At 65.8% G+C, this 21,458-nt stretch carries 22 protein-coding genes; 15 read left to right on the plus strand and 7 right to left on the minus strand.

Features of this window, described 5'->3' with window-relative positions; genetic code table 11:
• Positions 1-60 precede the first annotated feature (60 nt).
• The 14 genes from EYB42_RS03150 (at position 61) to EYB42_RS03215 (ending at position 14,200) form a co-directional block, all read left to right on the plus strand.
• Positions 61-2,256, plus strand: coding sequence for a heavy metal translocating P-type ATPase (locus EYB42_RS03150; protein ID WP_135448130.1), 2,196 nt, complete (start codon positions 61-63; stop codon positions 2,254-2,256).
• The gene (ccoS, locus tag EYB42_RS03155) at positions 2,256-2,414 is read left to right on the plus strand and encodes a cbb3-type cytochrome oxidase assembly protein CcoS (RefSeq protein ID WP_135448131.1); all 159 of its coding nucleotides are present in this window, start codon (positions 2,256-2,258) and stop codon (positions 2,412-2,414) included. Before EYB42_RS03150 ends, ccoS begins: the two co-directional genes overlap by 1 nt.
• 74 nt (positions 2,415-2,488) lie before the next feature.
• Positions 2,489-3,544, plus strand: a complete 1,056-nt coding sequence (locus tag EYB42_RS03160; protein WP_167850907.1) for a DUF4424 family protein — start codon at positions 2,489-2,491, stop codon at positions 3,542-3,544.
• A 122-nt stretch (positions 3,545-3,666) separates the two neighbouring features.
• Entirely contained in the window at positions 3,667-5,295 is a 1,629-nt protein-coding gene (locus tag EYB42_RS03165; RefSeq protein WP_135448133.1) for a DUF4139 domain-containing protein, read from the plus strand.
• Between the two features lie 157 nt (positions 5,296-5,452).
• On the plus strand, positions 5,453-5,854 hold the full coding sequence (locus tag EYB42_RS03170) for a MerR family transcriptional regulator (protein WP_135448134.1): 402 nt from the start codon (positions 5,453-5,455) through the stop codon (positions 5,852-5,854).
• Between the two features lie 51 nt (positions 5,855-5,905).
• Positions 5,906-7,678, plus strand: a complete 1,773-nt coding sequence (locus EYB42_RS03175; RefSeq protein ID WP_135448135.1) for an acyl-CoA dehydrogenase C-terminal domain-containing protein — start codon at positions 5,906-5,908, stop codon at positions 7,676-7,678.
• Positions 7,679-7,703: 25 nt separating this feature from the next.
• Positions 7,704-7,916: a hypothetical protein gene (locus EYB42_RS03180; RefSeq protein WP_135448136.1), complete on the plus strand. Its 213-nt coding sequence runs from the start codon at positions 7,704-7,706 to the stop codon at positions 7,914-7,916.
• Between the two features lie 19 nt (positions 7,917-7,935).
• The gene (locus EYB42_RS03185; RefSeq protein WP_135448137.1) at positions 7,936-8,562 is read left to right on the plus strand and encodes a glutathione S-transferase family protein; all 627 of its coding nucleotides are present in this window, start codon (positions 7,936-7,938) and stop codon (positions 8,560-8,562) included.
• 10 nt (positions 8,563-8,572) lie between these two features.
• The gene (locus EYB42_RS03190) at positions 8,573-9,784 is read left to right on the plus strand and encodes an acetyl-CoA C-acetyltransferase (protein WP_135448138.1); all 1,212 of its coding nucleotides are present in this window, start codon (positions 8,573-8,575) and stop codon (positions 9,782-9,784) included.
• A gap of 47 nt (positions 9,785-9,831) precedes the next feature.
• Positions 9,832-10,374, plus strand: a complete 543-nt coding sequence (locus EYB42_RS03195; RefSeq protein ID WP_167850908.1) for a hypothetical protein — start codon at positions 9,832-9,834, stop codon at positions 10,372-10,374.
• 49 nt (positions 10,375-10,423) lie between these two features.
• Positions 10,424-10,894, plus strand: coding sequence for a cupin domain-containing protein (locus EYB42_RS03200; RefSeq protein ID WP_135448140.1), 471 nt, complete (start codon positions 10,424-10,426; stop codon positions 10,892-10,894).
• Entirely contained in the window at positions 10,894-11,373 is a 480-nt protein-coding gene (locus EYB42_RS03205; protein WP_135448141.1) for a cupin domain-containing protein, read from the plus strand. The genes EYB42_RS03200 and EYB42_RS03205 overlap by 1 nt, the downstream gene beginning before the upstream one ends.
• A 188-nt stretch (positions 11,374-11,561) precedes the next feature.
• Positions 11,562-12,014 carry a hypothetical protein gene (locus EYB42_RS03210; protein WP_135448143.1) on the plus strand — a complete coding sequence of 151 codons (453 nt, stop codon included), beginning with the start codon at positions 11,562-11,564 and terminating at the stop codon, positions 12,012-12,014.
• The gene (locus EYB42_RS03215; RefSeq protein ID WP_135448145.1) at positions 12,011-14,200 is read left to right on the plus strand and encodes a 3-hydroxyacyl-CoA dehydrogenase NAD-binding domain-containing protein; all 2,190 of its coding nucleotides are present in this window, start codon (positions 12,011-12,013) and stop codon (positions 14,198-14,200) included. Before EYB42_RS03210 ends, EYB42_RS03215 begins: the two co-directional genes overlap by 4 nt.
• A gap of 175 nt (positions 14,201-14,375) precedes the next feature.
• Here the strand turns inward: EYB42_RS03215 and EYB42_RS03220 are convergent, their stop codons facing one another.
• The 6 genes from EYB42_RS03220 to trpS form a co-directional block, all read right to left on the minus strand.
• Positions 14,376-15,032, minus strand: coding sequence for a sulfotransferase family protein (locus tag EYB42_RS03220; protein ID WP_135448147.1), 657 nt, complete (start codon positions 15,030-15,032; stop codon positions 14,376-14,378).
• Positions 15,029-15,988 carry a 2-hydroxyacid dehydrogenase gene (locus EYB42_RS03225; protein WP_135448150.1) on the minus strand — a complete coding sequence of 320 codons (960 nt, stop codon included), beginning with the start codon at positions 15,986-15,988 and terminating at the stop codon, positions 15,029-15,031. The genes EYB42_RS03220 and EYB42_RS03225 overlap by 4 nt, the downstream gene beginning before the upstream one ends.
• Positions 15,985-16,320, minus strand: coding sequence for a tRNA-binding protein (locus EYB42_RS03230; RefSeq protein ID WP_135448152.1), 336 nt, complete (start codon positions 16,318-16,320; stop codon positions 15,985-15,987). The genes EYB42_RS03225 and EYB42_RS03230 overlap by 4 nt, the downstream gene beginning before the upstream one ends.
• Positions 16,317-17,129, minus strand: coding sequence for a pyrroline-5-carboxylate reductase (proC, locus tag EYB42_RS03235; RefSeq protein ID WP_135448154.1), 813 nt, complete (start codon positions 17,127-17,129; stop codon positions 16,317-16,319). Before proC ends, EYB42_RS03230 begins: the two co-directional genes overlap by 4 nt.
• A gap of 26 nt (positions 17,130-17,155) precedes the next feature.
• The gene (locus EYB42_RS03240) at positions 17,156-17,659 is read right to left on the minus strand and encodes a type III secretion system chaperone family protein (RefSeq protein WP_167850909.1); all 504 of its coding nucleotides are present in this window, start codon (positions 17,657-17,659) and stop codon (positions 17,156-17,158) included.
• 411 nt (positions 17,660-18,070) lie between these two features.
• The gene (gene trpS / locus EYB42_RS03245) at positions 18,071-19,120 is read right to left on the minus strand and encodes a tryptophan--tRNA ligase (protein ID WP_135448159.1); all 1,050 of its coding nucleotides are present in this window, start codon (positions 19,118-19,120) and stop codon (positions 18,071-18,073) included.
• A 76-nt stretch (positions 19,121-19,196) separates the two neighbouring features.
• Here trpS and EYB42_RS03250 point away from each other — a divergent pair, with 76 nt between their 5' ends.
• Positions 19,197-19,886, plus strand: a complete 690-nt coding sequence (locus EYB42_RS03250; RefSeq protein WP_135448161.1) for a rhomboid family intramembrane serine protease — start codon at positions 19,197-19,199, stop codon at positions 19,884-19,886.
• Here EYB42_RS03250 and murJ read toward each other — a convergent pair.
• Entirely contained in the window at positions 19,877-21,421 is a 1,545-nt protein-coding gene (gene murJ / locus EYB42_RS03255) for a murein biosynthesis integral membrane protein MurJ (RefSeq protein ID WP_135448163.1), read from the minus strand. The two genes, EYB42_RS03250 and murJ, sit on opposite strands and share 10 nt — an antisense overlap.
• Positions 21,422-21,458: the final 37 nt, after the last annotated feature.

Genomic DNA, 21,458 nt, shown 5'->3' on the forward strand with positions numbered 1-21,458 from the left:
GGTGTGGGGGGGGAACCTGCCGGGGCTGTCTAGCGACCTGTCTGCCACAGGGGGAACGCGATGACCACGGTCGAGGATTTCGGGCGTGCACCCGCGTCGGCCTGCCCGGCCTGCGCGGTGGTTCCGGCCGCAGAACGCATCGCCGCGATGCGCGCCGATCGCGAAGGCCGGATCGTCCTGTCGCTGCCAAAGGCCGAAGGGGCACAGACGATTTCCGCGGTGGAGCGGCTGTTGCAGGATGTGCCCGGCGTCCGTTCGGCCCGGGTCAACCTGACCCTCAAGCGCGTCAGCATCGAGGCCGGCGCCGGGGTCACGGCAAAGGGCCTTGTGGCGCTTCTGGCCGAGGCGGGGCACGAGGCGCATGAACTTGACCCCGGCCTTCTCAGCGCCACCGAGACCGACCGCCAAGGCCGCGACCTGCTGATGCGCCTGGGGGTGGCCTTCTTCAGCATGATGAACGTGATGCTGCTGTCGGTTGCCGTCTGGTCCGGGGCCGAGGACGCGACGCGCGATCTGTTCCACTGGATTTCCGGCGCCATCGCGCTGCCGACTGTCATCTTCGCCGGCCAGCCCTTCTTCAAGTCGGCGTGGGCATCCTTGCGCCAGGGCAAGCTGGGCATGGATGTGCCGATCAGCCTGGCGCTGATCCTCGCGTCTTCGATCTCGGTCTATGAAACGGCGATGTCCGGGCATCACGCCTATTTCGACGCTGCGGTGATGCTGGCCTTCTTCCTGCTGCTGGGCCGCTACCTTGACCACCGCACCCGCGCCATCGCCCGTTCGGCGGCCGAGGAACTGGCCGCGCTGGAGGTGCCCCGTGCCATCGTCCTGGTGGATGGGGAAGAGGTGGAAACCGTGACCTCGGCCGTGGTTCCGGGCGATCTGGTTCTGATCCGCCCCGGTGCGCGGATGCCGGTGGATGGTGTGGTGGTCGCGGGCGCATCGGAGGTCGACCGCAGCCTGCTGACCGGGGAAAGCCTGCCGGTGCCGGCGGGCGAAGGCTGCCAGGTCAGCGCGGGGGAGGTCAATCTGACCGGCCCCCTGACCGTGCGGGTGACGGCTGCGGGCAAGGATACCAGCCTGCACCGCATGGCTGATCTCGTGGCCGTCGCCGAAGGGGCGAAGACCCGTTACACCAGCCTGGCCGACCGGGCATCAAAGGCCTATTCGCCGCTGGTGCATCTGCTGTCCTTCACCGCCTTCGGCTACTGGATGTGGGCAACAGGTGGCGACCTGCGGCACGCAATCAACATCTCGGCTGCCGTCCTGATCATCACCTGCCCCTGCGCCTTGGGCCTGGCGGTTCCGGCGGTGGTGACCTCGGCCTCGGGCCGGCTGTTCCGCAAGGGGCTGCTGATCAAGCATGGCACCGCGCTGGAACGCCTGGCCGAGGTCGATACGGTCGTCTTCGACAAGACGGGAACCCTGACCCTGGGCGTGCCGAAACCGGTGGGCCTTGCAGACCATCCGCAGCAGGCGGTGGCTGTGGCCGCAGCGCTGGCGGCGGGGTCTTCGCACCCGCTGGCGCGCGCGCTGGCCGAAGGGGCGCGTACAGCGGGCATCGCCCCGGCCGGGGTGACCGCGATCCGCGAAGTCCCGGGCCACGGGATCGAAGGCGAATGGCAGGGTGGCCGCGTCCGCCTTGGCCGGGCCGAGTGGTGCGGCGCAGAAGCCCTTCCCGAAACCGCGACCTACCTCAGCCTTGCCGGCGAAGCACACGCCTTCACCTTCACCGACCGCCTACGCCCCGGCGCCGAACAGGCCGTGCGGGCGCTGCAAGCCGCCGGCATGCAGGTCGAACTGCTGTCGGGCGATGCGGATGCGCCGGTGCGCGACCTTGCCACCCGGTTGGGTATCGCCGACTGGCGGGCGGGCGTACTGCCGGAAGACAAGGCCGCGCATGTTGCGGCGCTGGCGGCGCGGGGCCGCAAGGTTCTGATGGTCGGCGACGGGCTGAACGACACGGCGGCGCTGGCGGCGGCGCATGTGTCGATCTCGCCCGCCTCAGCGCTGGATGCGGCGCGCGTCGCCTCGGACATCGTGCTGCTGGGCCAGGATCTTTCTCCCATCGCGGACGCAGTGCGCATCGCGCGGCAATCGGCGCGCCGGATCGTCGAGAACTTTGCCATTTCGGGTGGCTACAACGTGATTGCGGTGCCCATCGCGCTTGTCGGCATGGCCACGCCGCTGGCGGCCGCGCTGGCGATGTCGCTGTCCTCGATCACCGTCACCCTGAACGCGATGCGGCTCAAGTAATGGAAATCCTGACCATCCTGATCCCGGTCTCGCTGTTTCTGGGCGGGATTGGCCTGATCGCCTTCTTCTGGGCGATGAAAACGGAACAGTTCGATGATCCCGAAGGCGACGCGAACCGCATTCTGACAAGGGACTGGGACGACCGGCCAAAGCCCTGAGCCCCCGGGTGCGGGGCTTGCGGGAATCTCTCGCGCGGCATCAGATGGCCCGGACCCGTCTCCCGGAGGTCTGGATGAAACCGGCGCATTCCTTTCTGTCCCTGTTTCTTGCCGCCGTCATTGCCGCACCCAGCCTTGCCAATGACGGCTTCGGCGGCCTGTCAGCAACCGGCCTGACCTTCGGCCAGACCGAGGCCGTGGCGATGGAGGAAGAAGATCTCTTCATCGGCATCGACCGCATCGCCGTCGACTACGTCTTCCGCAACCGGACCGGCAGCGACATGACCGGCGAGGTGATCTTTCCGCTGCCACCGATCCCGGTCTGGCAGCTGGTGGAAAGCCAGTGGAACCTTCCCGAAGACCCCAATCGCGAGAACCTGGTGAACTTCACCGCCACGGCCGACGGCAAGCCTGTCGCCTTGCGCATCGACCGCATCGCGGTGGTCGCACCCGAACCGACCGGGGTCTGGGTGCCCTCCTCCACGCAATACGACACTCCGGGCCGCGACGTGACCGCGGATCTGGCCCGGCTCGGCCTGCCACTTACGCTGAGCGCAGAGAAGATCATGGCTGCGCTGGCCGCGCTGACGCCCCGGCAACGGGACGAGGCGAGCGAACTTGGCCTTGCCGAATTCCACGACGTCGGCACCCAATACGGCTATGCCTTCCCGCGCTGGTCGGTCCTGATCCGCTATCACTGGACCCAGACCTTCCCCGCAGGCCAGACAGTCAGGATCAGCCACGCCTACGAGAACCGTTCGCCTGGCGGAATTTTCGTCTGGGCCCACCCGCCCGAGGACTACATGCAGGAGATTGCGGATCTCTACTGCATCGACGAGGGCACATCGAAGGGGCTGATGCGGGCACTGGCGCAGCCGCAGACAGACGGCAAGGCGCAAGCGGTGGGCCTGTCATGGAACATCTCATACATCCTGAGGACGGCCAACAGCTGGGCCGGTCCGATCAAGCGGTTCCGGCTGACCCTGGACAAGGGCGCGCCGGGCAACATCGTCTCGCTCTGCGCGCAGGGTATCAGGAAGACGGGGCCCACCACCTTTGTCATGGAAAAGGCCGACTATGTGCCCGACCGTGACCTGCACATCCTGATCGCCACACCGCTGGAAAACTGACCCCCTTCGACGCGGGCCGGCGGCCTTGCCTTGGGCTGCGGCCGGGGCGGGTTTCCCGCCTTGTCGCTGCGCCCGGAAGGGGCCTAGGCTTGCGGCATCGTTCCCCGCGAAAGGCCATTTCCATGCGCGCGCTTCTTGCCATCCTGCTTGCCACGACCGCCCTGCCGGCCCTGGCAGAAACCATCGTGGCCACCAGCCGGATCACCGCCGTCACCGTCTATCCCGATGGCGCGCGGCTTACGCGCCAGATCGGCTTTACCGCCCCGACCGGCGGATCGCACGAACTTCTGGTCACCGACCTGCCCGCCTCCAGCCAGCCGGGCATGATGCAGCTTGCCCACGGCACGGGTCTGGGGCTGGGGGCCTTTACCCTGCGCGCCGATCGCCTGCCACCCCGGGACGAGCCGCTGACGCCCGACCAGCAGGCCGCCAGGGCCGAGGTCGAACGCCTGGAAGCGGAACGGGTCAAGGCCGCGCTGGCGCTTGACGCCGTGCGGGCCCGTGTGGATGCCGCCGAAGCGCAGGCGCGCTTTCTGTCCTCTTTCACCGGTGCCCTGCCAGATGATGCCACGCCAGAAACCATCCGCGCCATGGCGGCGATGATCGGGGCCGAAACGCTGGCCGCCCGCCAGGCGGCGCTTGCCGCCAGCGCCGACCTCTTCCCCGCCGAGAAGGCGCTGGAAAAGGCTGACGAGGCCCTGGCCAGGGCCCGGGCCGCCTTTGATGCGTTGCCCTCGGCCGACCGCGACTATACCGCACTCTTGGTGGCTTTGACCGCCGCCGAGGCCGGCGAACACACCATTACCGTCACGCAATATGTCTCGGATGCCAGCTGGCGCCCCTTCTACGAGCTGAACCTCAGCCGCAGGGGTGGCGACAGGCTGACCATCGACCGCGCCGTTCTTGTCAGCCAACGCACCGGCGAGGACTGGACGGGCGTCGCCCTGACCCTGTCTTCCGCGCGACCATCCGAACAGGCCGCGCCCTCGACGCTGTGGCCCGAACTCCGCCGGATCGTGCCCGAACCGGCGGATCAGGATCTGGCCCGCAAATCCGGCCAAGCCGCGGATGCGATCATGCCTGAAGCCGTGGCCGAAGCTGCGCCTGCGCCGATCACCGCGGGCGCCGCGATGGAAGGTGACACTGTGGTCCACGTCTATCCCCAACCCGTCACCGTTGCCTCGGGTGCCGAAAACCTGCGCCTGCCGCTTGACCGGCTGACTTTTGCCCCCGTGGTCAGGGCCGTCGCCGTGCCGCGCCACGACAGCACCGCCTTTGTCGTGGCAAGCGTCACCAACCCCTCGGGCGAACCCCTGCTGCCGGGCGAGGCGATGCTGTTCCGCGAAGGGGTGCTGGTCGGATCCACCTGGCTCGACATGATCGCGCCGGGGGCGGAAACCGACCTGCCCTTCGGTGCCATCGAAACCCTGCGCCTGTCACGCAGGATGCCAATGGCCAGCGAAGTACAGACTGGCGTGTTCACCACCGCCAACGAACGGACCGAAAGCGCAGTGATTTCCGTCGAGAACACGGGAACCGAGGCCTGGACCGTGCGCCTTCTGGATCAGGTGCCCTACAGCGAACAGACCGACCTGCAACTGACCGTCAAGGCCGACCCCAGCCCCGACGAGACAGACGTGGATGGCCAGCGCGGCATCCTGGCATGGACCTTCGACCTCGCCCCGGGCCGAAAGCAGACCGTCACGCTGGAACACAGACTCAGCTGGCCACGGGGCATGGTCCTGCGCTGACCCCGGGGGTGGCCGCCACAAGGCCCGGGCCGCTGACGGCACGTCAGCCGATTTCATGACGTGACGTTACACTGACGTGAACGTCAACGGCTCTGGTAATCTCGGACGCGGGTCCGCATCTGACGCAGGATGATGAGACCAAAGTCACGAGTTTGCCATGAAACCCGAAGCATCCGGTGATGTGATGACAATCCGCGAAATGTGCGAGGCCTATGACGTGACCCCGCGCACCTTGCGGTTCTACGAAGCCAAGGCGCTGCTTGCCCCGATCAGGATCGGGACAAGGCGGCTGTTCACCCGGCGCGACCGTGCGCGGCTGACGCTGATCCTGCGGGGCAAGCGCTTCGGCTTCAGCCTCGACGACATCCGCGAGACACTGGACCTTTATGACCGCGACGGCTCGGACGCCGCCCAGCGCGACCGGGCCTGTGAACTGGCCCGCAAGCGCCTGGCCGAGATGGAGGCGCAGCGTGCCGAACTGGACCAGGCCATCGCCGAGCTGAAAGAGGCGCTGGCCCATGCCGCCGATGAAGGCCAGGCCCCCCAGCGCGCGGCCTGATGGAAAGACCCGCCCGGAAGCTGGCGGCAAGTACAGGGAAGAGGACCGAGAATGCCGACCTATACCGCCCCCGTGAAGGACATGCAGTTCCTTCTGCATGACGTTCTGAAGATTTCGCAGGCCGACATCCCCGGCTATGCCGACCTTGACACGGGCTTTACTCAGGCGGTGCTGAGCGAGGCCGCCAGGGTGGCGGAACAGGTTCTGGCCCCCCTGAACGCCGTGGGCGATGCCGAAGGCTGCAAGCTGGAAGCCGGCGTGGTGCGCACGCCTTCCGGTTTCAGGGCGGCCTTCGACACCCTGCGTCAGGGTGGCTGGATGTCGCTGGACGCCGCCCCGGAATACGGCGGGCAGGGCCTGCCCTACCTGATGCACACGGCGGTGAACGAGACCTTCGTTTCGGCCAACATGGCCTTCAACATGTATCAGGGCCTGACCCACGGCGCCTATTCCGCAATCCTGGCGCACGGGACCGAAGAGCAGAAGCGGAAGTGGCTGCCCAAGCTCGTGACCTGCGAATGGACCGGCACGATGAACCTGACCGAGCCGCATTGCGGCACCGACCTGGGGCTTCTGCGCACGAAGGCCGAGCCGCAGCCGGACGGGTCCTACCGGATCACCGGGCAGAAGATCTTCATCTCGGCCGGCGACCATGACATGGCGGAAAACATCGTCCACCTGGTGCTGGCCAAGGCCCCGGGTGGCGGCGAGGGGACGAAGGGGATCAGCCTCTTCATCGTGCCGAAGTTCCTTGTGAAGGAGGACGGCAGCCTGGGTGCGCGCAATGCCGTCTCGGTCGGCAAGATCGAGCACAAGATGGGCATCCACGGCAACGCGACCTGCGTGATGAACTACGACGGCGCGACCGGCTGGCTGCTGGGCGAGTTGCACAAGGGCATGCGCGCCATGTTTACCATGATGAACGAGGCACGGCTGGGCGTCGCGCTGCAAGGCTATGCCGTGGCCGAGGCCGCCTACCAGAACGCGCTGGCCTATGCGAAGGACCGGCTGCAGGGCCGGGCCGTCACGGGTGCCGCGAACCCCGACGGCCCGGCCGACCCGCTGATCGTCCACCCCGACATCCGCCGCAACCTGATGGAGCAGAAAAGCTTCGTCGAGGGCGCCCGGGCGCTGACCTTCTGGGGGGCCACGCTGATCGACCGGGCCCACAACGGCGATGCGGCGGCAGACGGGCTGGTGGGTCTTCTGACCCCGGTGCTGAAAGGCTTTCAGACCGACAAGGGCTTCGAGATGGCGGTGCAGGCCCAGCAGGTCTTTGGCGGCCACGGCTACATCGAGGAATGGGGCATGTCGCAGTTCGCACGCGACGCCCGGATCGCCATGATCTACGAAGGCGCAAACGGCATCCAGGCGCTGGATCTGGTGGGTCGCAAGCTTGCACAAGACGGTGGCAGGCATGTCATCGCCTTCTTCGAGATGGTGAAGGCCGAATGCAGGGCCCACGACGGCGACGAGCGGATGAAGGGCTTCACCGAACCTCTGAAGGCGGCATCCAGGCAGTTGCAGCAGGCGGGAATGTTCTTCATGCAGAACGGCATGACCAACCCCGACGCCGCGCTGGCCGGGTCATACGATTTCATGCACATGATGGGCCATGTCTGCCTGGGCCTGATGTGGACGCGGATGGCGAAGGCGGCCTATGCTGCGCTGGACGGGGGCGCAGACGACCGCGACTTCCTGAAAGCCAAGATCGCCACCGGCCGGTTCTACATGGCCCGCCAGCTTCCCGCCTGCGCCATGCATCTGGCGCGGATCGAGAGCGGCTCCGACCCGGTGATGGCGCTGCCGGCCGAGGCATTCTGAAGCCCCGGCCAGAGTGGGGGAAAAGATGCCCAGACGCTTTCGACTGACCCGCCGGTTCCCGGCCGCGATGACCGAAGAAGCGCACCGCGCCTTCCGCCGCTTTCAGGCGGAAAGCGGATTGGAACCCGGCGAGGCGCTGAGTTTCATCTTCGAGAACCTGAACGGCATGGTGGACGCAGACGAACTGGCGAAACGTCTGATGGCCTTTCGCGCTGACCTGGATGAACGCAAGACCTAGCACCGTGGGAGGGGCCGGCATGCAGCTCTATTGTTTCGGCGAAAGCGGCAACGCCTACAAATGCGCCCTGGCGCTGGAAATGGCCGGAATCGCATGGGAACCGGTCCACGTCGATTTCTTCCGGGGCGAGGCGCGCAGCCCGGAGTTCAGGAAGATCAACGAGATGGGCGAAGTCCCCGTTCTGGTGGACAACGACACCACGCTGACGCAGTCCGGGGTGATCCTGGACTACATCTCATCAAGGACCGGCAAGCTGGGGGGCCGCTCGGCCGCCGAACGGCGCGAGGTGCTGCGCTGGCTGTTCTGGGACAACCACAAGCTTTCGACCACCATCGGCACCTGCCGCTTCCTGATGAACTTCCTGCCGCCCGAGAAACGCCCCGAAGGCGTTGTCCCCTTCCTGCAGGGGCGCTTGAAGGCCGCCTACACGGTGCTGAACGATCACCTCGCCGGCCGCGACTGGATGGTTGGCGACGCCCCCACCATCGCTGACCTAAGTTGCTGCGGCTATCTTTACTATCCCGAGCCCTACGGCTTTGCCCGCTCCGAGTGGCCGCACATCGACCGATGGCTGGACCGGATCGCGGCCCTGCCCGGCTGGAAACATCCCTACGACCTGATGACGCGGGCCTTCCCCGCAACCTGAGGAGACGACCATGACCGATGCTTACATCTACGACGCCGTCCGCAGCCCCCGCGGCAAGGGGCGGCCCGATGGATCGCTGCACGAGGTCACGGCCGTCGCGCTGTCGGCACGGATGCTGAACGCGATCAAGGAAAGGAACGGGCTGTCAGGCCATGCGGTCGAGGACGTGATCTGGGGCAACGTCACCCAGATCGGCGAACAGGGCGGATGCCTTGCGCGGTCGGCTGTGCTGGCATCCGACCTTGACGAAGCCATCCCGGGCCTGTCGATCAACCGCTTCTGCGCCAGCGGGATGGAGGCGGTGAACCTGGCCGCGAACCAGGTGAAGGGCGGCGCAGGTCAGGCCTACATCGCCGGTGGGGTCGAGATGATGAGCCGCGTCCCCATGGGGTCGGACGGTGCGGCGATCGCGGTGGATCCGTCTCTGGCGATGAAGACCCATTTCGTGCCGCAGGGAATTGCCGCCGACATCATCGCAACCCGGTTCGGCTTTACCCGTGAACAGGCCGATGCACTGGCCGTCGAATCCCAGCGCCGCGCGGCGCGGGCGTGGAAGGAAGGCCGATTTGCCGCATCAATCGTGCCGGTCAGGGATCAGAACGGCCTGACCATCCTGGACCATGACGAACACATGCGGCCGGACACCGACATGCAGGCCCTGGCCCGGCTGGAACCCAGCTTCAAGGCTATGGGCGAGGTCATGCCCGGCTTCGACAAGGTGGCGATCATGAAGTATCCGCATCTGGAGCGGATCAATCACATCCACCATGCCGGCAACTCGTCAGGCATCGTGGACGGGGCGGCAGCGGTGCTGATCGGCACTGCCGCGTTCGGTCGCGCGCATGGGTTGAAGCCCCGGGCCCGCATCCTTGCCACCGCGAAGATCGGCACCGATCCGACGATCATGCTGACCGGGCCGGTGCCGGTCACGCAGAAGATCCTAAGGGATGCGGGCATGGCGGTTTCCGACATCGACCTTTTCGAGGTCAACGAGGCCTTCGCCAGCGTGGTCCTGCGCTTTCAGCAGGCCTTCGACGTCGATCCAGAGGTGGTGAACGTGAACGGCGGCGCAATCGCCATGGGCCATCCGCTCGGCGCGACCGGGGCCATCATCATCGGCACGCTTCTGGACGAGCTGGAGCGTCGGGACAAGGCAACCGGGCTTGCCACCCTCTGCATCGCCAGCGGAATGGGCGCGGCCACGATCATCGAACGGGTCTGACATGACCTTCCGCAACAATAATGCGCGCTGCGGGCAGGCTTGCCATCATGTCGCCACAGCTTTTTGGCAACCAGACCCAATCTGTCGCGTTGGGGGTGATTCTCCAGGGTTCCGGCCTTTTTTCGGCCACAATCCAGCTAGTCAACGGGGTGGGTCGCGGGGTGCAGCATTCGGAGGTTCTGTCCGTATTCGTGAGGCGGGGCGCGCTGTTCATGGCCGACCGTCTGGACGATCTTGCGGCCGAGTATGCCTATCCGCTGCCTCTGCATCTTGGACAGAAGCGGGTGATCGTGCGTTCGGCGGCCGAGGGGGCAGCAATGCTTTCGGTGCTGCGATCTGCCCTTGTCGAACGTGGCGTCGAACACGTGCAGCCCCGGGTCAGGGCGATGGACATTCCGCGCGCGGGGCGACTGCGTGTCTGGCTGGACTGGCTGGAACTGTCCCCGTCCGAGGAAACGCCGCGTCTGTCATCGGGTGTGTACTACAACCGGATGACGCCGTTCGGCCTGCGGACCGAAATGGTGGCCTACAGCCGTGTCTCCATGCCCGAACTGAAACCACAATTGACCGCACATGCGCTGATCGCCTGACCTTCGGGGTTGCTCGACAGGGCATGGTGCCCGCAGCAGGAGCCCCCCGATGCCCGTGATCGACCCCACGAAGATTCCGGCAAGGACCGGATCGATCTACCCGGAACCCTACGCCAGCATGATGAAGGGGCGGTCGTCGCTGCGCCTCGGGGATGCAGGCGGGCTGACGCAGTTCGGCGTCAATCTGGTGACCCTGGAACCCGGGGCCATGTCCTCTCTTCGTCACTGGCACCAGAACGAGGACGAATTCGTGATGGTGACCGAAGGCGAATGCACCCTGGTGCAGGACGCCGGCGAAACGGTGATGCGCCCGGGCGATTGCGCCGCCTTTCCGGCGGGCAGCACCGACGGGCATCACTTCGTCAACCGCTCCGACCGGGTGGCGCGCTTCCTTGTCGTCGGCACCAAGGCCCCGCGCGAGGTGGCGACCTATTCCGACGTGGACCTGCGGGTAGAGATCGAGGGCGGCAAGGCGCGGTTCACCTACAAGGACGGCACCGACTGGGCGGGGCCGCGCTGATGCCGAAGGTCGTGCTTCCCCCCTGGGCAGAGGAACCCGATCCCGTCCACCCCGTTCTGGGTTCGGGCAACGGGCCATACCGCTATCTGCTGATGTCCGATCCAGGCGGGCTTACGCAGTTCGGTGCCTTCCTTGAGGAGCTGCCGCCCGACAGCCGCTCAGGCCACCGCCACTGGCACGAGGAAGAGGACGAGATGATCCTGATGCTCGCGGGCGAGGTTGTGCTGGTCGAGGACGTCGAAACCGTCCTGCGCCCGGGCGACGTGGCCGCCTGGCCCGCCGGTCTGGCCATCGGCCACCGGCTGGATAACCGCACCGAGGTGCCCGCCCGCTACCTGGTCATCGGCACCCGCAACGCCCGCGACCGCGTCCATTACACCGACCATGACCTGATCACCGAAAAGGACGGCCCCGCCCGGCGCCACCTGCGCCGCGACGGCACGCCCTGTTCTGGCTGTGCGCGCGAGGTCATCAGATGAAACGACAGGCAGTCCTGCGGGCGTCGTCTCATGCGCTTGGAACATGGCGACATTCACATTTTGTTAATTCAACCTCTGATTGCGGTGTAGTATACAATTACTTGTTCCGTGTTCTCTTTCGGCGGAACTCTGGTGATTTCGGTTTATTGCAGGCTCATACGGCCAAACCGGACTCAACGCGAGGGACGATGACCGCAACAGAGACGCTTCAGAAGTTCCTCGACGGCATTGCCCTCGCCTTGATGCAGGGCAACTTCGAGTCCTATCGCGACTTCGTAGAGCTTCCGTTGTCGATCATCACCTCGACAGCAAACCTTATTGTCGGGACAGAGGAAGATCTGGTCGAAGGCTTTGACGAGCTTTGCGACATGCTGTGCTGCCGCGGGGCCAGCGAAGCGCGACTGATCGGGCGCCAGGCTAGGTTCGACGGCTCGGACCGGATCATAGGTAACTATGAATCGCACTATCTCTGCGACGGCATACCGCTGATTCCGACTTTCTACAGCCGGATCTGGCTGGAACGCCGCGATGGCGCGTGGAAAGCCACCAGGGTTCACAACACGACCAGCGAGACCCGTTGGCCGATCCTGCTGACCAGGGTCGAGCCCAATCAAGAATTGCCGATGGAGTTCACGCAATGACCGATTTCACCATGACCTCCGATGCCGAGGGCGTTGCCACCATCACCTGGGACGTGACGTCCAGGTCGATGAACGTGATGTCCACCGAGGCCTTCGCCGCGCTGTCCGACCTGATCGACAGGGCTCTGGCTGATCCGGGGGTGAGGGGCATCATCCTCACCAGCGGCAAGAAGGATTTCGCCGGGGGGATGGACCTGAACGTGATCGCGCGAATGCGTGCGGGCGGGGCGCAGGCGATCTTCGATGGCGTCATGCAGATGCACCAGGTCCTGCGCAAGATCGAACGCGCAGGCATGGACCCGAAGACGCTGAAAGGCGGCAAGCCGATCGTCGCCGCGCTGCCCGGCACCGCGTTGGGGATCGGGCTGGAACTGCCGCTGGCCTGCCATCGGATCATCGCGGCCGACAACCCGAAGGCCAAGATCGGCCTGCCCGAGATCATGGTCGGGATCTTCCCAGGTGCTGGCGGCACCACGCGGCTGGTGCGCAAGCTGGGCGCGATGATGGCCGCGCCCTTTCTGCTGGAGGGCAAGCTGTCCTCGCCCAGGGAGGCGAAGGCGGCCGGGCTGATCGACGAGGTCGTGGCCCCGGAAGACCTGCTGAAACGCGCGAAGGACTGGGTGCTGTCGGCCACCGATGCCGACCTGGTCAAGCCCTGGGACCGCAAGGACTACAAGATGCCGGGCGGCGCGCCCTATCATCCGGCGGGCTTCATGACCTTTGTCGGCGCCAGCGCGATGGTGCAAGCCAAGACGATGGGCGTCTATCCGGCGGCGAAGGCGCTTCTGGCGGCGGTCTATGAAGGGGCGCTGGTGCCCTTCGACGTGGCGCTGCGGATCGAGGCGCGGCATTTCACCAGCGTGCTGATGAACCCCTCGTCCAGCGCGATGATCCGCAGCCTGTTCATCAACAAGGAGGCGCTGGAGAAGGGCGCGAACCGGCCCAGGGTCGAGGATCAGGCGGTGAAGAAGCTGGGCGTGATCGGCGCGGGCATGATGGGCGCGGGCATCGCCTTTGTGGCGGCGAATGCCGGGATCGAGGTCGTGCTGATCGACGCCAGTCAGGAGGCCGCCGACCGCGGCAAGGCCCATTCCGAGGGCCTGCTGGACAAGGGCATGAAGCGCGGCAAGGTGACCGCCGAGAGACGGGCCGAGGTTCTGGACCGCATCACCGCCACCACCGAATACGCGGCGCTCGCCGGCGCCGATCTGGTGGTGGAGGCGGTCTTCGAGGATCCGAAGGTCAAGCACGATGTGACGGCCAAGGTCGAGGCGGCGGTGGGGCCGGACTGCATCTACGCCACCAACACCTCGACCCTGCCGATCACCGGGCTTGCCGCCGCCAGCCAGCGGCCCGATCAGTTCATCGGCATCCACTTCTTCAGCCCGGTGGACAAGATGAACCTGGTCGAGATCATCCGGGGCAGGAAGACCGGAGAGCGCGCGGTTGCCAAGGCGCTGGATTTCGTGCGCCAGATCCGCAAGACCCCGATCGTCGTCAACGACGCGCGCTTCTTCTATGCCAACCGCTGCATCATCCCCTACATCAACGAAGGCATCCGCATGGTCGCCGAAGGGGTGGAACCGGCGCTGATCGAGAACGCGGCAAAGCTCGTCGGCATGCCGCTGGGCCCGCTGCAACTGGTGGACGAGACCTCGATCGACCTGGGCGTCAAGATCGCCAAGGCCACCAAGGAAGCCATGGGCAAGGACTACCCCGACGAGGCAGTGGACCATGTGCTGTTCTGGATGGCCGATCAGGGGCGTCTGGGCCGCAAGGCGAAGGCCGGCTTCTATGCCTATGATGACAAGGGCGAGCGTCTGGGCCTGTGGGAGGGGCTCGCGCACAAGTATCCCCTGGACAAGATGCAGCCCTCGCTGGCCGATGTGCAGCACCGGATGCTCTTTGCCCAGGTGCTCGAGGCGGTGCGGGCGCTGGAAGAGGGTGTCCTGACCGACATCCGCGAGGGCGACGTGGGCGCGATCCTCGGCTGGGGTTTCGCACCCTGGTCGGGCGGGCCGTTCAGCTGGCTCGACATGATCGGCGCCGCGCGGGCGGTAGAGATCTGCCGCGGCCTGACCGCGCAGTTCGGCCCGCGCTTCCAAGCGCCTGCCCTTCTTCGCGAGATGGCGGACAAGGGCGAAACCTTCTACGGCCGGTTCGGCGGCGAGAAGGCCGCCGCATAGACCGCCGCTCATCAGCCGTAACCGGCTTCTTCGCTGGCCCCGGCACAGCGAAGAAGCCCGTAAGGGATGATGAGCGGTTCACATCCACCGCTTGAAGGATTTCCGTTCTCACGCGCGTCGGGGCGGAAGGATGATCAGGGAACTTCTCTTGACGCGACAGGTCAACCAAGGGACATCAGGCGCCTGGATCGAAGCTGTATCCGAACCGCGCAACATCCTCGCCGCACAGATCCGCCACCAGCGCCGCATCCGCGTCAGAGTAATAGACCCGCCAGTCCCGTGCCCTGTCGCTGGCATTGGCCTTCGGCAGTGTCAGGCGAAAGCCGAGATTGTCGAACAGCGGCGCGGCATCCGTCTCGAACCTCTCCAGCCTCAGGAAAAGGCTGGGCTTTTCCGATCCATCCGGCCTTCGCATATAGGCGCCATAGGGCCAGAGCCGCAGCGACGCTATCGTCTGCGGGTGGTTCAGGAACCCGCTGAAATCCCGTGCCTTGGCCAGACCCACCGCAGGGTTGGCAAAGCTTTGCGCGCGCAGCCAGTGATAATAGCTTACCACCCGGTCCCAGGGATTTCGCACCAGCGTGACCGTCAGAAATGACTCCACTTCCTCGGTGCTCACCAGCCCGATCACGTCCGCCAAGCTAGAATGCTTCCACACGCGCCCGGCGGTCTTGATCCCCTTCCATCGCCCCGCCCGCTTGCGCGCCTTGGGCGTGTCGCCGATCAGGATGTCGTCCTTTGCGGCCCGTGCCTCGTAGGCCAGGGCAAATGCTGTCCCGCCGGTCTTCGGAGCATGGGCAAAGATGAACCGGCGCGCGCGGGAAATGATCATGGATTCAGCAGGTTGGGCGGCGCCTTCCCCTCGGCCCAGGCGATCAGGTTCGTCACCGCCATCATCCCCATGTCCTCGCGCACCTCAAGGCAGGCGGTGCCGAGATGGGGCAGCAGGGTGACATTCTCCATCGCGATCAGGGCGGCCGGAACCTGCGGCTCGAACTCGTAGACATCCAGCCCTGCACCGGCGATCCGGCCCTCCTGCAAGGCCGCAATCAGGGCGGCCTCGTCCACCACATCGCCGCGGGAGATGTTCACGAAGATCCCGGATTTCCGCATCATTCCCAATGCCTTGGCGTCGATCAGGTGATGCGTGGCCTTCCCGCCCGGCACGGCCACCACCACGAAGTCGGCAGCCATCGCCTCGGCCATCTCTACCTGCCGTGCAGGCAGGCCCGGATCGGGAACGGCCGAGCGGTTGTAGAACACCACCTCCATGTCGAACCCGTAATGGCAGCGCTTCGCAATCGCCTTGCCGATGCGGCCCATCCCGATGATTCCAAGCCGCTTTCCGGTAACATGGGTGCCCAGCATCTGCACCGGTCCCCAGCCTTCCCACCGACCTGCGCGCAGGATGCGTTCGCCCTCGCCCAGGCGGCGGGCAGTCATCAGGATCAGGCTTACCGCAATATCCGCGGTCGCATCCGTCACTGCGCCGGGGGTGTTGGTGACCATCACGCCCGCGGCCTTCGCGGCCTCGATGTCGATGTGGTTGTAGCCCACCCCGAAGTTGGCCAGAATCTTCGCCCGGGGGCTGGAAACATCTGCAAAGACATCCGGTTGGAAGCGGTCGCCCAGGGTCGGCAGCACCGCGTCGAAGTCACGCAGCGCGGTGCGCAGCTCCTCTGGCGACAGCACCTCGGTCCGGTCGCGCAATGTCACGTCGAACCGGGCGCAGGCGGCTTCCAGCACGCGGTCAGGCAGTCGGCGGGTGATCAGAAGCTTCGGATTCAAAACAGTTTCCCCCCCAAAGGAACCTCTTGCCCCGGCCCGATCAGCACCACCTCGCCCTCCGCATCCGGCACGCCCAGCACCAGCACCTCGGACTTCACCGGTCCGATCTGGCGGGGCGGAAAGTTCACCACCGCCAGCACCTGCCGCCCGACCAGACCTTCGGGAGTGTAATGGCGCGTCAGCTGCGCAGACGACCGTTTCTCGCCAATCCCGGGGCCGAAATCGACCCATAGCCTGATTGCCGGCTTGCGCGCTTCGGGAAAGGGTTCAGCCCTTGTAATCCGGCCGACGCGGATATCGACCTTTTCGAAATCGGCGTAGGTGATGGTCATTTGCCCAGCTCCCTGCCCCGGTCGGCTGCCGCCTTGACCGCGCGGCGCAGCAGCGCAGGAAAGCCGGTTTCCGGATCCATGAGAACCGCCAGCGCCGCAGCAGTGGTGCCACCGGGCGAGGTCACGTTGATCCGCAACTGGGCAACGCTTTCGGGGCTCTGATAGGCCAGTTCCCCCGCGCCGCAGACCGTGGCGCGGGCAAGCTGCATCGCCACATCGGAAGGCAGCCCCTCTGCCTCGCCCGCTGCGGCCATGGCCTCGATCAGGTGAAAAACGTAGGCCGGCCCCGAACCCGAAACGGCAGTCACCGCGTCGATCAGGTCTTCACGCTCCAGCTCCACAACCTGGCCGACAGCCGCCATCAGGGCCCGCGCCAGCGCCATGTCGTCGGCCGTTGCATGTCGGTTGCCGATCAGCGCGGTTATCCCCCTGCCTACCATGGCAGGCGTGTTCGGCATGGTTCGCACGATGGGCGTGCTATCGCCCAAGACAGCCTCGAAGCTGGCAATCGTCGTCCCGGCGGCAATCGAGACGAACAACGTCGTCCCATTTCCCAGCGCCTGCAGCGACGGCAGCGCCTTGCCCATCATCTGCGGCTTCACCGCCAGAAGCGCCACCGCCGGGGCCGGCGGAAGACCTTCGTTCAGATGAACCCCGGTCTCGATCAGCCAGTCGGTCGGATTGGGCTCCAATACCCAGACCGCATCCGGTTTGACCCCCGCCTTGAGCCATCCAGCCAGCAGGGCAGACCCCATCTTGCCGCATCCAAGCAATACCAGCCCGTCGCGGGCCACACGTTCCAGAGCCATGAAATTCCCCCTTTCGGGGGCCAAGGTTAGGCGCGGCCGTATGCCTCGGCAATGGCGACTTTCATCGCCTCGGCCGGCGACTGATCCCCCCAGGCCACCATCTGGAATGCCGGATAGAAGCGCTCGGCCGCCATCACGGCACTGACGATCAGCCGGTCGATCTGCTCGGGCCCTGCCATCTGCCCCCCCGACAGGACCAGGCCATAGCGCCAGACCATCAGCTTCTGTTCCGCCCACCAGGTGAAGGCACCCGACCAGACCATGTCGTTGCAGCGGTTCAGCAGGTCATAAAGCGCAGGCAGCTTCTGGGCCGGCGGGTCCATCTCGAAGGTGCAGATCAGCCGCAGGGTTTCGTCGTGCGGCGACCAGGCCATGGTCAGCGAATAGGTGCGCCACTGGCCTTCCACCGCCATGGCGATCTGGTCGTCGGTCACCCGATCGAATTCCCACGCGTGGTGTTCGGCCAGGGTCTCGACGATGTCGATGGGGTGCAGATCCTCCATCGCTGCGTAGTCTTCGGAAAGCGACATGCCCGGCCTCATGATGAAGCTTCAGGCGGGCCAAGACCCACTAGAAGCTGGGTGTCTGGCAAGGGTCAGCGTTTGCCCGACGCTGCCTTTACTAGATATGGTGGGACACGAGCGAAAGCCTGTAAAGCGCTTTCTTCCGAAATAAGCTGTGGAGAACCCGATTTCCGCTTTGTCAGCCTTCGCAGAGTCAAGGACTTGGCGATCTGCCCTGCCTGGGCGGGCGCAGCAGGAAAAAAATCGCCCCCATGCGGGGGCGCATGGGGGCATGTCGGCAAGGCGCGGCCATCTCAGGGGACAGAGGGGCCGAACCTCGGGCGATGGGGACAGATCGCGCCACCGGACAGGATCGGTCTAGCGCCGGCCTGAATCAGGTCTGTGACATGGCCGTGTCGCGCCGAACCTTCCTGTGGATTACTTGCGCGACCGGATCATGCCCACGATGTCCTTGGTCTGGTCAAGGATCGGCCGCGCGATGGCATCGGCGCGTTCGGCCCCATCCGCAAGAATGCGGTCGATTTCCGCCGGATCGGCCATCAGCCGGTTCATCTCGGCGGTGATCGGCGACAGTTTCGCCACGGCAAGATCGGCCAGCGCCGGCTTGAAGGTGCCGAACTGGGCACCGGCAAAGTCGCGAATCACCTGTTCCACGCTGTGACCGGCAAGGGCTGCGTAGATGTTCACAAGATTGCGCGCCTCGGGCCGGTCCTTCAGGCCCTCGGGGCTGTCGGGCAAGGGCAGCGGGTCGGTCTTGGCCTTGCGGATCTTCTGCGCGATGGCGTCCGCATCGTCGGTCAGGTTGATCCGGCTCTGGTCCGAAGGATCCGATTTCGACATCTTCTTCGTGCCGTCCCGAAGGCTCATGACCCGCGTCGCCACGCCCTCGATCAGGGGCTCGACGACAGGGAAGAAGTCCACCCCGTAATCGTTGTTGAACTTGATCGCGATGTCGCGGGTCAGTTCCAGGTGCTGTTTCTGGTCCTCGCCCACCGGCACCATGGTCGCATGATAGGCCAGGATGTCGGCGGCCATCAGCGAGGGGTAGGCGAACAGGCCCAGAGAGGCTGCCTCGGCATTCTTGCCGGCCTTGTCCTTCCACTGGGTCATACGGCTCATCCAGCCCATGCGGGCGATGCAGTTGAAGATCCAGCCCAGTTCGGCATGCGCGCTGACCTGGCTCTGGTTGAACAGGATCGAGCGCTTCGGGTCGATGCCCGCGGCGATGAATGCCGCCGCCCCTTCGCGGGTCTGGCGGCGCAGGGCCTCGGGCTCCTGCCAGACGGTGATCGCGTGCAGATCGACCAGGCAATAGATCGTCTCGATCCCCTCGTCCTGCTTTTCGACGAACCGCTTCAGCGCGCCGAGATAGTTGCCGAGGGTCAGCCCGCCCGAAGGCTGGATGCCCGAGAAGATGCGGGGCTTGAAGGTTTTCGGCGTTTGGACCGCCGAAGCCTGCGAGGTCATGGGATCGCTCCGTCTGGATAAAGCTGCCGAACCCGCGTAATCCAAGGGCAACAAGCCGTCAACGCCGGGGCAGGGCATGAAACAGGACCACAACGAGGCACCGCTGAATCCCTTGCCGCTGATCGTCTGGGTCTTGGCCCTGCCGCTGATCGCGATGGAGCTGGTGCTGTCGCTGGCGACGGCCGGCTTCGTGGGGGGCCCGCAGGGCGTGGGCTGGCGCCTGCAGGCGGTGGAACGCTTCGGGATGTTTCCCGAACTTCTGCGTTACCAGTGGCAGACCGGCGGCGCGCCCTATGAGGAACTGGTGCGGCTGGTCAGCTATCCGCTGGTCCATGCCAGTTTCAGCCATGCCCTGTTCGCCATCGTCCTGCTTCTTGCTCTGGGCAAGATGGTGGGCGAGATCTTCCGCTGGTGGGCAGTGCTGGTCGTGGTTCTGGGGGCCTCGGCTCTTGGGGCGGTGGCATATACCTTCCTGGTACCCGGGAACCGGATGCAGCTGATCGGCGCCTATCCGGCGGTCTACGGGTTGATCGGAGCCTTCACCTTCCTTCTGTGGGTCAACCTGGCGCGGACCGGGGGCAACAAGTATCGCGCCTTTTCCCTGATCGGGGCTCTGCTGTTCTTCCAGCTCGTCTTTGGCCTTCTGTTCGGCGCGGGCTGGGACTGGGTGGCCGACATCGCCGGCTTTGCCGCGGGGTTCCTGCTGTCCTTCGTCGTCAGCCCCGGGGGCTGGGCGCGGGTGATGGACAAGATCCGTCAGCGCTGACGGCGGAACGCGCCTTTCAGTTCCACCCAGCTCATCCCGCCGATCGCCAGGACGGTGCCGAAGTAGACCACCATCGACACCAGCACCATCGCCCCAAGCGCGGCGGTGCGGACACCCGGCGTGGTCAGGGGCCCGGCCAGCGCGACCGACATGCCCCAGAGCACCAGCCCCATCAGGGCCGAGGCCAGGGCCATGCGCGGCAGGCGATACAGGAACCGGTCATCAAGCCGCGCCGCATCGCCCATCACCCGGCTGCCGCGCCAAAGCTGCCAGACCATGACCCATGCCGAAACCGTGGTGGCAATCGCGGCCGCCAGCCAACCGATCAGCGGCAGAAGGCCCACGGCCAGCGCCGCATTCACCACCATCGACCAGACCGCATAGCGGAAGGGCGACCGCGTGTCCTCGCGCGCGTAGAACAACGGTTGCAGCACCTTGTGCAGCACGAAGGCCGGCAGACCAGCGCCATAGACCGCCAGAGCCCAGGCCGTGTTCACGGTGGCCACAGGCCCGTATTCCCCACGCTGGAACAGCACGCTGATGATCGGCCAGGCAATCACCATCAGCGCCACGGCTGCGGGCAGGGTCAGCAGCAGCGCAAATTCCGTCCCCCGGTTGAAGGATGCGCGCGAACCCTCGTGGTCCTCGGCCCGCAGGCGGCGCGACAGGTCGGGAAGCAGCACGATCCCGATCGCAATGCCGACGACACCGAGAGGCAGTTGATAGATGCGGTCGGCGTTATACAGCCAGACCACCGCGCCATCGGTCAGACTGGCGACCTGACGGCCCACGATCAGGTTGATCTGGACCACCCCCCCGGCCAGCACGGCAGGCGCGGCGATGATGGCCAGACGCTTGAGATCGGGTGTCAGATGCGGCCAGCGAAAACGCATCCGGTAGCCCAGTCGCCGGACCGCAGCCCAGGTGACCAGCAGCTGAAGCAGGCCGGAAATCGTGACCGACCAGGCCAGCGTCCGCCCCATGTCCCAGCCCATCCGGTCAGCCAGGACCATCCCCGCGATCATCGTGGCCGACAGCAGTACCGTCACGACCGAGGTAACCGCGAACCGGCCACGCGCGTTCAGCACGCCCGACAGAAGCGCCGTGAGCGAGATGAAAAGGATATAGGCAAAGGCGATCCTGCCCAGCGTCACCGCCACGGCAAAGCGATCGTCCCCGACAAAACCCGAGGCCATCAGCACGACCAGTCCGGGCATGAAGACGATGCCCAGGGCCGAGAACAGTGACAGGAAGGCCGCCATGCCCCAGAAGGCATCGCGGGCAAAGCCTTCGGCATCCTCTTCTGCCTCGACCTTCTTGGCGAACATCGGCACGAAGGCAAAGTTGAAGGCGCCTTCCGCAAAGAAGCGGCGAAACATGTTCGGCAGCGACTGCGCCACGACGAAGGCCTGCGCCACGATGCCGTCGCCCAGATAGCGCGCCAGGAAGATGTCGCGGATCAGGCCGAAGACCCGGCTGACCAGGGTCCAGAAGCCCACGGTCAGGAAGCCCTTGACGATGCGGACGGGTTTCATGGTGCGGTTCTTTCCGGAGAAGTGGGGCGCGAGCCGG

Origin of the sequence: Tabrizicola caldifontis, from assembly GCF_004762095.1 — a bacterium.
GTDB classification, from domain to species: Bacteria; Pseudomonadota; Alphaproteobacteria; order Rhodobacterales; family Rhodobacteraceae; genus Tabrizicola; species Tabrizicola caldifontis.